The sequence below is a fragment of the Peptostreptococcus faecalis genome, from assembly GCF_900240845.1.
In the GTDB taxonomy this organism is placed as follows: Bacteria; Bacillota; Clostridia; order Peptostreptococcales; family Peptostreptococcaceae; genus Peptostreptococcus; species Peptostreptococcus faecalis.
In genome coordinates, this window is the sequence record NZ_OERU01000005.1 from 1 (window position 1) to 13,993 (window position 13,993).

General features: G+C 31.0%; 10 protein-coding genes. 2 read left to right on the forward strand and 8 right to left on the reverse strand.

What is annotated here, in order from left to right:
• From C0982_RS07665 to C0982_RS07700, 8 genes are all read right to left on the reverse strand, one after another.
• On the reverse strand, positions 1 to 2,383 hold a 2,383-nt coding region (locus C0982_RS07665; protein ID WP_207653242.1), incomplete at its 3' end, for a Spy0128 family protein.
• A 351-nt stretch (positions 2,384 to 2,734) separates the two neighbouring features.
• Complete coding sequence (locus C0982_RS07670) at positions 2,735 to 3,403, reverse strand: CPBP family intramembrane glutamic endopeptidase (protein WP_101773649.1); 669 nt, start codon at positions 3,401 to 3,403, stop codon at positions 2,735 to 2,737.
• 293 nt (positions 3,404 to 3,696) lie between these two features.
• A complete protein-coding gene (locus C0982_RS07675; protein WP_101773650.1) occupies positions 3,697 to 5,490 on the reverse strand; it encodes an oleate hydratase in 1,794 nt (597 codons plus the stop codon).
• 173 nt (positions 5,491 to 5,663) lie between these two features.
• Positions 5,664 to 6,233: a TetR/AcrR family transcriptional regulator gene (locus tag C0982_RS07680; protein ID WP_330399817.1), complete on the reverse strand. Its 570-nt coding sequence runs from the start codon at positions 6,231 to 6,233 to the stop codon at positions 5,664 to 5,666.
• Positions 6,234 to 6,442: 209 nt separating this feature from the next.
• Positions 6,443 to 8,071 (reverse strand): FAD-dependent oxidoreductase, encoded by a 1,629-nt coding sequence (locus tag C0982_RS07685; protein ID WP_101773651.1) that lies wholly within the window; start codon positions 8,069 to 8,071, stop codon positions 6,443 to 6,445.
• Positions 8,071 to 8,634 carry an alkyl hydroperoxide reductase subunit C gene (ahpC, locus tag C0982_RS07690; RefSeq protein ID WP_101773652.1) on the reverse strand — a complete coding sequence of 188 codons (564 nt, stop codon included), beginning with the start codon at positions 8,632 to 8,634 and terminating at the stop codon, positions 8,071 to 8,073. Before ahpC ends, C0982_RS07685 begins: the two co-directional genes overlap by 1 nt.
• 169 nt (positions 8,635 to 8,803) lie before the next feature.
• Complete coding sequence (locus C0982_RS07695) at positions 8,804 to 10,144, reverse strand: sensor histidine kinase (RefSeq protein ID WP_101773653.1); 1,341 nt, start codon at positions 10,142 to 10,144, stop codon at positions 8,804 to 8,806.
• Positions 10,145 to 10,152: 8 nt separating this feature from the next.
• On the reverse strand, positions 10,153 to 10,860 hold the full coding sequence (locus tag C0982_RS07700) for a LytR/AlgR family response regulator transcription factor (protein ID WP_101773654.1): 708 nt from the start codon (positions 10,858 to 10,860) through the stop codon (positions 10,153 to 10,155).
• Positions 10,861 to 11,055: 195 nt separating this feature from the next.
• Between C0982_RS07700 and C0982_RS07705 the strand changes: the two genes are divergently transcribed.
• On the forward strand, positions 11,056 to 11,817 hold the full coding sequence (locus tag C0982_RS07705; protein ID WP_101773655.1) for an ABC transporter ATP-binding protein: 762 nt from the start codon (positions 11,056 to 11,058) through the stop codon (positions 11,815 to 11,817).
• Positions 11,804 to 13,939 carry an FtsX-like permease family protein gene (locus C0982_RS07710; protein WP_180946911.1) on the forward strand — a complete coding sequence of 712 codons (2,136 nt, stop codon included), beginning with the start codon at positions 11,804 to 11,806 and terminating at the stop codon, positions 13,937 to 13,939. Before C0982_RS07705 ends, C0982_RS07710 begins: the two co-directional genes overlap by 14 nt.
• Positions 13,940 to 13,993 lie beyond the last annotated feature (54 nt).

The following is a 13,993-nucleotide window of genomic DNA, read 5'->3' on the forward strand; positions in this document are numbered from 1 at the left end:
CTAGCTCATTTGTTGTAGAGTTCAGAGTCACATCTACTATTAATTTGTATTCAGACTTATCGTATTTGATTTTACTGTCTTTTCCTTTTACCTCTGTTATTTTGTAAATATATTTTCCTACATCTTTTAATTCAATATCTTTAAATAAAGCCTCTCCAGATATATTATTAGTAGCTAACTCTCTAATTTTACCTGTATTATCAGTTTCTCCCTCTAATAAAAATCTGAATTCACGTGCCTTTTGTGCCCTACCCTTTAACTCTTTTTCAACTCCTATTTTTATTTCTGTTGTTTTTGGAGCTATGTACTTGTTGTTAAATTGTATTTTCGTTATATCATTTCCTGCTGCATCGAAGTATTTTACATCTGTTACTAACTTGTTTGTCGCATTATCTAATGTTGTTGTCACCTCTACATTGTAGATTGACTTATCATATGTTATTCCTGCTTGGTTTCCCATCACTTCTGATATTGTATAATTTGATACTCCAGCTTCTGATATTGAGATATTTCCAAATGAGAATTTTCCTGTTGCGTCATTTTTAACTCTTTGGATCTCGTTTCCGTTTTTATCCTTTAAAACGAATTCAAATTCTCCATTTTCTAGTGTTCTTCCTTCTAATGACTTCGTTCCTTCTAAGTTAATATTTACTGGACTAGGTGCTTCCTTTTTATTATATGCAGTAATATAAACTGCTCCTTGCTCAGATCCATCTATTATAAAAGTATCTTTTCCATTTAAAAATCTAATCTCATCTGAATATCCCGCTGGAGCACTAACCTCTAGTACTTTATATTCACCATTAGAAAGTTTTTTATATGTTATTTCTCCATTGGAATCTGTTATTCTTTCAACTTGACCTCCATCTGTAGGATTGAAGTCTTCCCATATACCTAACTGATTTTTTTTCTGAAGTTTGAATTTTGCTCCAGATAATTTATTTGCTGTTCCATCTTCGAGTTTCTTTATTACAACAGATTGAGGTTCACCTGTTACAGCACCACCTTGAATTCTCTGGAAAATTGCTTCTCCATCATCTATTTCACTTCCGTCTGTCCATGTGATTTTTGCTTCATTTTTAAATCTATCGACATCTAAAAAATCATCAGTTACTCTCATACCTTGTATTTGCAATACGAATCCTAAAGCCAGAGTACCATCTTGACCGCCTTCAATACCACCAGTCGCGATATTTATTCTGTTATAAGCTTCTTTTGTATCCCTCTTTTGCTGATCAGTTAAAGTGCTATCAGCATCTATAAGAGCAAATATTTGGCTCAAATTTTTAGGACTCTTCAATGTCCCTGGTAAATCTCCAAAATTTATTATAAGTTTATTTCTGTTATCTGTTGAGTCCTTAAATATTCCATATGCTATGCTAGATTCAGATTGGACTCTTGTCTTAAATTGTTCCCAACTTTCGCCAGAATTTTGTTGAATTTTATTAAAGCCTGAATCTGTCTTCATAGTATAGTTATTCCAGCCACCAGCTCCATTTGCAGGGTTTAGAAGCGTTTTTGACATTCTTCCATTTTCATTGGCAACATATATTGGTATAGCTAAATCTAAGTTGGAATTATCATCGTATTCCAGTCCTTCTGGGAATTCATCAATTAGAACTAAATTCTTCTTTACATTAGGATTAGTTATATCACCATTATATACTCCTTTTATAATATCTGTACTTACGTCCAATCCCCAAGTTACCTTATCTTGATTCGTAATTTGCCATCCACTTTTAACTAGTGGCTTATTATCTGGAAATTCTATATTTGGATCCACTGGTTTTATCTCTAACTCTGGAATAATCCAATCTCCTACTTGTATTTGTTCATTTGGATTTTTAACTTTATCAGCCTTAGCATCAACCTGTATATATCCTTTATTTATGAAATTTTTTTCAACAGCCACATTATTCAGTACAACTTTTATTTTTGCAGGTTCAGTATCCGTTGCATCCATTATCTGAAATGTTCCTATTTCTTCCTCAATTCCTAATTCACTCATAGCTTTTAATGATTGCATAGAGCTTTCCATAAATTTAAAATACTGGCTCGGCAAGTCAAATTCAAACCAATCTCCTTCTACCAATCCTTTTCCCATAATGTTATCAATATTCCAATCAACTCTAAATCTAAGTGAATTTCCTACTGTCAGCACAGGCGGATTATTTGGATCAATTAGACTACCATCAGGATTGGTAAGTACATTTGTCATTGTTCCATCATCAGCCATCCCATAGATCATCACTGGCCCCTGATTTACGTACTTCAATCCACTACTACCAATATCTTTTGGCGTATCTGCATATGATATCGATGGTAAAATTGTACTTATAATCATTGCTAAAGCAAGCATAAGTGATAAAACTCTTTTTTTCATGTATTTTCCCCCTTAATTTAATATACTACTAAGTTTTGATGATTTCTTGAAATCTTAGCTATACAATAATTATAACAAATTTGATTTGTTTATCAATATATTAGGCTGTTTTATATTTTGATATTTTAATATTTTTAGTTTAAACCATTTATTTTTCTTTTTTTTTATTTATATAATTAAAATTTTATACTCACTATACTTTACTATTTGTATTATTAAATGATAGAAAAAAGGAGCTTTTAAATATATTTTAGTCTGAAATTCAAATTTTTAATTTCAAAACATATATATAAAGCACCTTTTTTAATCATTATATAATTTTAGTTTTAATTAATATAAATATTCTCTAGTTTAAAATGGCATGGTATTGACCAAGAAATGAATACATATTGGAACTTCTAATCTTTTTGTTTTATAATATGCTGTGGCAAATAATAATCCTGACATAGCATAAATCATAAAACTTGTAATATCAGTAGGATTATGTATAGCACCAAAAGATAATGCACTTATCGTTATTCCAATAACTGGCTTGTTTTTAAACAATCTCCCAACTATATATCCTCTAAATATAATCTCCTCGACTACAGGAGCATATATTGACGTTCCTATAAATGTCAAATACCAACTTGTTCCACTATAGGCTTCCTCTAGATAAATCTGATTTGCTGTATCTACAATTCCTTGAAGGCTCAATATTTCTCCTCCTATAGAATCAAAAATCCTATCTAAAATGAAAACGCCTATTATTATAATTATATTTTTCTTATTGATAAATGTTAAATCAAATTTAGCAATATCAAGTTTTTTTGCAAGAAATATATAAAAACCTATAACCAATAAATATACCCAAATAGGTATTACTGTATCAACTCCTGTCAGCATTAAGGAATCACTTGTATTTGACGGATGAATCATTAAAGATACTTGATTTTCTACCTTACCAGGTATATCAAACACGATCAAGATAAGTAATATTAAAAAAATTTCTTTCACTACATTATTATATTTTTTTGACATAATTTAACTCCTTTTTTTATTGTCAAATTTTAATATAACAAACTTAAATAAAAAAGTATACATTTTTTCATTTTTTTTTAAGTTTTTATACATAATCAAGCCGCTAAAATAATAGAATACAAGTTATATAATGGCATTTAGTAAAGAATATTTTTGAATAATAAAAAAGACATAGGAGATTTTTAATCTACCTACGCCTTTTTAATAAATAAAATTGTAGTTTATTTTATATTTCTAATAAAAACTAGATTTTCAAATTTAACTTTTGTGAATTTATTTCAACTAAACTAATATTATAAAATATTGTATTCTTTTAATAATACTTCTATATCTGTACCTGATAAGTGTTTCATAATATTCATCATCTTCATTGGAGGTATTGGAAGTTGAGGCTTTTGACCGTCAAGCAATTCTACTGCTCCATTTAATAAATATCTAATATCATATCTTGAACCAAATACTTCTGGTACACCTTTTTCAACTCCCGTAAGTACGTATACAGCTTCCATAGCAGTACGCCCTGAGTATTCTATTGTGAATACTGTATCTCTACCTGGATCATCTAGAGTCTCTGCAAACTGTCCTAAGAACGCGAAGTTTGTTGCATTTTTAGGTACTACATAAGGTCTATCTCCAAATGCTCTAGGCATAAACTGAGCTGTAATATATGGCATCATTACTGGAATTGCTGTACAAGTTTCTGCTAATTCATCAATTTCTTCTACTGGTACACCTATGTGGTAAAGCCATTCTTTAGTAATTTCTTTTCCAGTACAATCTCTCATTGCCTTTTTTATATAATCTCCTTCTACATCAGAGAATAGTCCGTATACCCAAACTAGTACATCTTCTTCAGGCTGTCCAATATACTGATTTTGACGGTTTATTGTCCAACTCAATAACCATGAAGAATCCACTGCTGTCACAATTCCACCTGTAACTACCTTTCCACCATATGGCGAACGCTTAGTAATTTTTTCGATGTATTCTGGAACTTTTCCACCATGACAAGTTACAGTACAAGATTCCCAGTTACTCTTTTCTGTATCTCCGTAGAATTTTTCAGGATGTCCAAATTCATCACTTTGTGCTGCGATATTTTTCCATAATTTCCAACAACCATCAAGCTCCGTATTAAATGGTGCTGGAGTATTATCATCTCCGTATCCAGAGTTTTCTGTCATAGATCCATTTGTAATAAATACTAAATCATTTTCAGTTGTTTCTATTGATATATCATTACCTTCTTTATCAAAAGCTACTATTTTTGTTGCAACTTTCTTCTCTTCAGTAATGTCAAATTCTACGTTATCTACTTTTACACCGTATTTAAATTCTGCACCATTATCTTTAAGATATTTTACCATTGGAAGCACGAAAGAAGTGTACTGGTCATGCTTTGAAAACTGTAATGCTGATAAATCAGTAAGACCATCTATATGATGAATAAATCTATTCATGTAAAGTTTCATTTCTAATGCACTATGCCAATTTTCAAATGCAAACATTGTTCTCCAAAGAGTCCAAAAATCACTCTCCAATAATTCTTTTGATAAAAATTCTTCTATAGATCTATCTTGTAATTGTTCATCAGATATCATTACAAATGTAGCGAGTTCCATTGCCATTTCTTGAGTTAAGTTGAATTTTCCGTTATCATAACGAACACCTTGCTCTTTTGTTATACGACAATTACTAAAGTTAGGATCGTCTAAATTAGTGTAGAAAAAGTGATCTAATACACTCATGCTTGGATCTTCTGTAGAAGGCAAAGAACTAAATAAACTCCATAGCACTTCAAAGCAATGTCCCATTTCTCTACCACCACGTGCTACGTATCCTGTATTTTGACGAATATTTCCATCTAAAGAACCACCTGGTATATCTAATTGCTCTAAAAAGGTAATTTTATTACCTTCCATATGAGCATCTCTAATAAGAAAACATCCCGCTGCCAACGAAGCGATTCCTGTTCCTATCAAGTACGCTTTCTTATCTTCAATACCTTCTGGCTTTCTTGCATTCACTAATGAGTGGTAAGTACCATTTGTCAACTTCAATCTGTCATCATGTGTCTTAATTTTCATATTTTCTCCCTCTTTCTAATTTTTAACTTTCGCTAATTTTATTTTTTTACTTTGAACCTCTTTTAATTTTGGCATCTTTATTTATCCCGTTACCTTATAATACATCTATAAAAGTATTTTTTCACTAGACAAAAAAGCCCCCGTGTCTAGAACCTAGACATGAGGGTAGTTTACTAATATATTCTATCGTTTGCACTTCTAATTAAAGACTCTTCAATATGCCCATTAAAAAGCCTTCCTATTCTTCCTATTATTACTACTGGATCTTCCTTCATTCCATTTGAAATCCATTGAATCACCATTGTAGTCAACGCACACTGGTAAAAAGAAACTATTATTTCTTTATCCATTTCAAGGGCATTGATGTCCTTATTTTTATTTTCTACATATTGACTCATTGCGTGACCAGCAACATTGTAAATATATCTTTCTAACTCTTCTCTTTGTATTGAATAATATATATGATATATAGCCTTCTTATTTTCTAAAGAAAATTTAACTGCAGCTAAAAATACTTCTTCCCAAGATAAACTTTTGTTATAGTCCTTTGTAGCATTTTGAAATTCTATCTGAAATATTTCGGATAGCAAGTCGTAAACATCACTATAGTGGTAGTAAAAAGTATTTCTATTTATATTACATTCAGATACAATATCCTTCACTGTTATTTTTTTTAATGGCATTTGATTAAGCATCTCAATAAATTTTTTTCTAATTAATTCTTTAGCATCTTTATTTGGCAAATAAAAACCCCCTTTATACTCTAGTCTAGACTATCTTATTTCGCGTACTTAATCATTATACCATAATAAAGAGGTCTAATTTTATTAGACCTCTTTATTATGGTTTCTTTTATTAATTTTTTTTATTCTTTGCTTTAAAAGTTACTTTCAAAATAATTATTGGTGTTATTCCTTAGTAAATATAACTTCTATTTATATCAAACTTCTATTTATATTACAGATTCCAAATAATCTAAAAGTTGTACTACATTCATCTTACCAAAAGTAACGTCCTTATCATTTACAACTAAGCAAGGTACGCTCATTACATTGTACTCATCTTTTATAGATTGGAAGTGATTTAAATCGTATACATCTGCTCTAATATTTTCATTTTCTGATGCAATTTTTTGAGCAGCCATCACCAACTCTGGGCACTTTGTACAAGATAAAGATACCAACACTTTAATTGATACAGGCGATTTTATAGCTTGTATTCTTTTTAAAGTTTCTTCATCCAGTGCTTGACCTGGTCCAGCCGCATTATACAAACCAATTACAAAAGAATTAAATTCATGTCCACCTGGAACCCCATTAAATGAAAGACCTTTATCTTTTCCATCAGAAGACAAAATTTCTATCCTAGGAGATAGATCAAATGAATTTTCATTGACTTGTAATGTAAGTTTATCAGTCAAATCTGTCAACTCTTGCATAAATATACGCAATTCTTCTGACACAGAACTGTCATCTAAGTATACGCGTAATATCAAAGAATTATCCATTTTTTCAAATACTCCAGACAATTGATCTTTCACATCTGATGTAAAGAAAGATTCCGATGATGAAGCCTCTACTTTTTCTTGAGCTGCTTCATGTGTTTCCTTGCTTGAAGGTCTATCCGGCATAATGCCCGTCTTTTCATGCATTGTTGTCACATAGTGTTCTAGTTCTGTTGCTGCAATCGCTCCATCTGCTGTAGCCGTCACCATCTGTCTTAAATTTTTAACACAAACATCACCAGCTGCATATATCCCATCTATTGACGTCTTTTGATTTCTATCTGTCAAAATATATCCATATTCATCTAATTCAACAATACCGCTTAAGAATTTTGTGCTAGGTTCATATCCTGCAAATACAAATACTCCAAAACTTTCACCATTAGAAGGTCTATACTCAGTCACTTCACCTGTAACAGTGTTTCTATATCTTAGAGACTCCAAAATAGTTCCACCAGATAGTCCTTCTACTACAGTGTTATAGTGAATTTCAATATTTTCATTTTCTTTAGCCAGATCAGCAGTTGACTTTGCACATCCAAAATCAGATTTTCTAATTAACATAGTTACTTTTTTTGCATATCTAGTCAAAAATACAGCTTCTTCGGCTGCTGCAAACCCTCCACCAACTACAAATACGTCTTTTCCAGTAAAGAATTCACCATCGCATGTAGCACAATAAGCTACACCTCTGCCCTTGAACTCTTCTTCTCCAGAAAATCCTATACTACGAGGATGTGCTCCTGTTGCAAGTACAATCCCAAACGCTTGATACTTACCGCGAGAAGTATTCACTTCCTTAATATCTCCATCAAAATTAACGCTTTCCACTCCTGCTAAAAGAAACTCCGCCCCAAAACTTTGAGCTTGTTTTCTCATAGTACTAGTGATTTCTTCTCCACTACTTGATTCAACACCTGGATAATTTACTACATTATCTGTAATGGTAATCTGCCCACCAAAGTTTTCTTGTTCTACTACCAGTACACGATATTTTGCACGAGCAAGGTAAAGGCCGGCGGTAAGACCAGCCGGCCCCCCGCCAACAACTATTACATCATATAGATTTTTGTTCATTATATTAATCCAACAAGGTCAAGACTAGGCTTAAGAGTCTTTTCTCCTGGTGTCCACTTTGCTGGGCAAACTTCACCATCATGTGATGCTACAAACTGAGAAGCCTGAACACGTCTAAGTAATTCATCAGCGTTACGTCCAACGCTACCTGCTACTACTTCATATGCTACTATTTCTCCTTCTGGGTTAACAACAAATGTTCCACGTTCTGCAACTCCATCGCTTTCTATCATCACATCAAAATCACGAGCTAGTGCTCCAGTAGGATCTGCTAACATTGGATACTGAATCTTTTGTATTGTCTTAGACGCATCATGCCATGCCTTGTGTACGAAATGAGTATCACAAGATACAGAATAAATTTCACAACCTATTTCTTTGAATTTTTCATATGAGTTTGCTAAATCTTCTAACTCAGTCGGGCAAACAAATGTAAAGTCTGCTGGATAGAAGAAAAATACTGACCACTGTCCCAAAATATCTTCCTTCTTTACTGGTACAAATTCACCATTGTGGTACGCCTGTACGTTAAAATCACTTACCTTTTTGTTAATCATTGACATATTATAGTCCTCCTATTTTAATTAATATTTTAATTTAATTTTTATTTATATAATTTTACTTGCATATATATTATACCCACTTATGATAAAGATTATCATAATCTTTTTTATTTTTCAAGGTATTTTCTTAAATAGGATGACTTTTATTTGAATCTATTTTTTATCTATTTTATAATGGAATACTGACTATGAGTTCAAATTTCCCATCCTTTACATTTGTTTCCATGGTACCACTGTATATCTTAGCTACCTCTCTAATACTCCTAAGCCCAAATCCATGATGCTTTTTATCTGCTTTAGTAGTTATAAATAGACCATCTTTTACTTTTAGCTCTTCTTTAATTGGATTTTCAACTTGCAACATAAAAAGACCTTTATCAGCTCTTAAACGTAGGGTTATCATTTTATCATCTATTTGCTCTACTGCCTCAATAGCATTATCAAGTGCATTCCCAAGCAATGATGAAATATCAATTTCAGAAATACTCAATATCTCTGGAACACTTATCTTATAATCAAGTTTTATATTTTTTTTATCCATAATAGAAATCTTGTTATCGAGTACAGCATTGACAATATCATTATTTGAAATCTGTCTATACTCTTTTATAGCTGGGGAATTAGTAAGTTTTTTTAAATAATCCTCTACCTCTGAGTATTTACTCTGATCAATCATGGTTTGCATTGTAAAGAGATGGTTTTTTAAATCATGCCTAATAGTTCTGACCGCATCTTGCTCTCTTTTAATTCCTTCATAGTAAGTTCCTCTTAATCTTTCTAAATTCTCACTTTTGACTTCTTCTTCATGCTTTGAAAGAATTATGACTACAACCAATACCATAAATGCTGAAATAGACGCGAATGGAAGCGTCATATATGATATTCTAAAAATTGTATTATTCACAAGATCAACATATTCTTTACTACCTATCATCTTTGCATTGAAACCAGACTCTGTAGCATATAAAAGATCTCCCAGTCCAAATTTTGTAAATGCAAGAGTGATAAAGAATGTTGCAAGCAATAAACCTCCCATTAACATCCATATTTTTGTATCTAGCTTAATTTTACTTTTGCCTATAATTTTAGTTAGAATAATTGCAATTGTTATTATTACTACAGATTTAATTATATGTTTTGAATTTTCAAATACCAAAAATAGTTCATAATCATTTCCATCTATAAACATCGGAATACTATCTACTAGCATTCCGATAGGCGTAATCAAAGTATATATTCCTATTGAAATCACAAGTCTCTTTATCATTATATCTTCTGAACACATTAAAAATACTATTACAAAAATAGGAAGTAATATCATAGGATTTTCATCACCTATCCAACTAACATTAAAAGAAAGTGCAACTAGCGCAACGAACATAATCGATTTGAATATTTTATTTTTTCTTATATAGATATATTTTTTCACTAGATTATATAATAATGCTCCAACAATCACCGGAAATACTATCCCAGTTGTAAATAGTAAAAATTCTATAAAAAACTTCATAATTTACCTCATTTCAAAAGACTTCTGCTCAACTCAAGTACTGCTTTTTCTTTATATGAACGACTTATAGGAAGTTCTTCTCCTCCTATACTCACCGAGTCAATATTAATTCTATCCACTAAATCTGCATTTACAAGATATCTTTGATGAATCCTAACAAACGGCATAGATACCTCTTCTTCAACATTATCTAATTTAGCGTAAAAAGTATAATTATTATCCTTTGTAACGCAAACTATAGTCCTCTTTTCTGAATAAAAAAATAAAATAGCATGCTTTGGAATTTTGTATATACCATCAATATTTTTAATTACATATACATCTATCTTATTTTTATTGAGAGCAAAAATTGCCCTTTCTAAAGCATCTTCAACTTGAGTTTCTTTTGCAGGCTTCATAATATATCCTAATGCACCTACAGAATATCCGTCAAACACATATGTAGGATGGCTAGTAACAAATACTATTTGAACTAATGAATTAAATTCTCTAATTCTTTTTGCCGTATCCATGCCATCAATTCCCAGCATCTCTATATCTAAAAATAATAAATCTAGTCTATTTTCATATTTATTAAACCATTTTAAAAAACGTTCTCCTGATGAAAATTCATAAATATTATACTTAATATTCTTTTTATCTAAAATTCTCTCAAGAGTTACACTTAGCAAAAATCTAGCCTCTTGAGAGTCATCGCATATACCTATATTAATCATATTTATTCCTCCTGTTTAATTCTATTATATCATAGCATAATTTCTTTTAAAAACAGCTTATTACAATAAAAGCGTCATTTATTACATCGAAAATAAAAACTAGAAAACAATTACATAAAAATTGCTATTTATGACACTGCTAAAAATATCCTCAATGATATTCCTTTAAAATATAATCAAAGGGAGGCGATAATAATGTTAAATATAGAAAATTTATACAAATCATTTCAAGTAGGAAATAAAAATTATGAAGTATTAAAAGGTATTTCTCTAAATGTAAAAAAAGAAGAATTTGTCGGAGTAATGGGTCCTTCTGGATCTGGTAAAACTACTTTATTAAATGCAATATCATGCTATTTTCCAATCGACAGTGGAAAAATACAATTAGGTGATATTAATTTAGTGGATCTAGATGAAAAAAGGCTATCATTCGTAAGAAATCAAAAATTAGGTTTTGTGTTTCAAGATTATATGCTCTTAGATGGACTAAGCATTTTAGACAATATTATGTTACCTAGAATTATTGCAGGTAAAGTCAACAAACAAATGGAAAACTCTGCTAACCAACTATGTGAAATGTTTGGAATATCACATATTAAAAATAAATATCCAGCGGAAGTATCTGGTGGAGAAAAACAAAGAACTGCAGTAGCTAGAGCATTAATTAATAATCCCTTAATGATTCTTGCAGATGAACCTACAGGAAATCTGGATTCAAAAAGCTCAAAAGCAGTAATAGAAAGTTTTATTCAAGCAAAAAAAACTGTTGAAGCCACTATACTAATGGTAACCCATGACTCTTTTGCAGCATCATATTGTGACAGAGTAATAATACTAAGAGATGGTCAAGTAGAATTTGTACTCAATAAAAAAGATAAAAATCGTTCAGATTTCCAAAAGGAACTATTGAATACAATTCAAACACTAGGAGAGGAGAATGAAAATGAAGAGCTTTAATGATGTGTATAAAGAACTTCGAAAAAAAAATAAAAATCAATACATCCTTCTTGCTACATGCACATTCATGTCAGTGTTGTTAATTACTGCCTATCTGACAATGATAAACTCAGATACAATTTTAAATATGTTACCTGAAGGTGGAGACTCTAGGAAACAGGTAACAATGATATTTGCTTTAGCAGTAATTGGGTGTATAGTATTTGTAAATTACGCACTCGGTCTTTTTTTAAGGTATAAATCAAGAGAATCCGGCGTACTAATGGCTCTTGGCGCTTCAAAAAAACAAATAAAAACCAATCTAGTCAGAGAAGTTGTATCTACTGTTATTATTTCATCTCTACTTGGAATAGTACTTGGCAGCCCTCTTGCATGGACAATATGGCAACTATTTAGAACATTTGTTGTGAATTCAGAAGAGATGGTATTAGCAATCTCACTTAAAACACCTTTTCTAGCTGCAGCATACAGTATTATACTAATAATAATAACTTTCTTTAGACTAAATGCATTTATAAAAAGAACTAATATAATTGATGTTGTCAATGAATCTAAAAAAAGTGAGCCTATTAAAAATGTTCCAAAATGGTATGGTATAGCTGGAATAATTCTAATGATAGTCGGTGCATTTCTAGGATTAAAAGTGCCTTCTATTATAATTACAGAGTTACACTACTATCCACCTGAATTTTTAACAGCACCTCTGTACATTCCTCTATTTATTGGACTCTACATGGTAATGCTTCACACCGTTGTAAATGGTTGGAAAAAAAGTAAAAATAAGTACAAAAATATAATAAGCAACAGCATAATGAAATTTGAAGGTCGCCAAACAGTAAGAAATATGTTGGTAATCACACTACTTGTCGCAGGTGGATACTTCGCCTCATTTTACGTGCCAATGATGAACTCTGGTATTTCTTCTGATACTGAGAATAGAACTGCCGATTACTCATTTCACTATAGACTTGATCAGAATATGGTTGAAAAAGAAGATATACATAATCTTGCGAAAAAGCACAATGTAACTATCACCGATTATATATCACAACCTTTTGCAGTACTTGCTGTAGACGGAGATGATCAAATTGAAAGGGAGAACTCTACTTATTATTATCAATACAGAGAAACTCTTCGTACAAAAAATTTTCTTTCTGAAAGTGCCTACAATAAACTGACAGGCGAAAAAATAGATTTAAAACCTGGAACTATAACAGTAGTCCATTTATCAGATGGAACCTTTGACGACTATATTGCAGGTAATGACACTTTAAAAGTAACTAATCTAACAACTGGAAAGGTATTAGATGTAGCTCCTGTAGATAATTATCCAAGAAATAATTTGCTTTATTCATATAAAATATTAGATGATAGTGACTACAATGAAATTACAGCTGGACTAGAAAATATATATTTAGAAAATCAAATATTTTTCAATGTTCTAAACGTAGAAAAAACTTACCCATTTGCCAAAGAGCTATTTAATGAAATAGTAGACCACTCCAACTCAGATGTAGAAGTACACGATAGTTGGGATCCTCTTGCAAAAAAACGAGCACAAGATAAAGGTGAACCTTATTTTCTTGACAATGAAACTTTAATCTCAAAGGGTGAAGATCCACTTAGTTTTGAAAAAAAAGATTCTTTTGATTTTAGAAATTACTGGAAATATATGCCTAAATTTAGAATATTAGACCAAACAGATTTCTTGAAATCCTCATCTGTATTTTTGATGTTATTTGTATTTATATCAATTATTTGCTTTGCAGCAGTTGCAGTAATTGCATACACTAGAAGTATTACGATTGGACTAAACAACTCACATGTATTTGAAAATTTGAAGAGGTTAGGAGCCAACAATGATTACCTTAGAAAAGTAGCGAAGTCTCAAATATCAAAAGTTTTCATTGCCCCTACTAGTGTCGGAACTATATCTATACTATTATTTTATCTTTTAATACTGTATAATAACGATGAAACAATAACGCCAAGTGAAATTTCTGCAATAGCATCTATTCTAGGAATAATATCAGTCATTACATTATTGATATATGTTCTTTACAGATTTGTATATGTCAAAGTTTGTAAAATACTATGTATTTCTGCTAAAAAAGATAAGTAGTTTGACTTGATATATCTTGATATTTATAATTAAAAACAAAATAGGCTATGTATG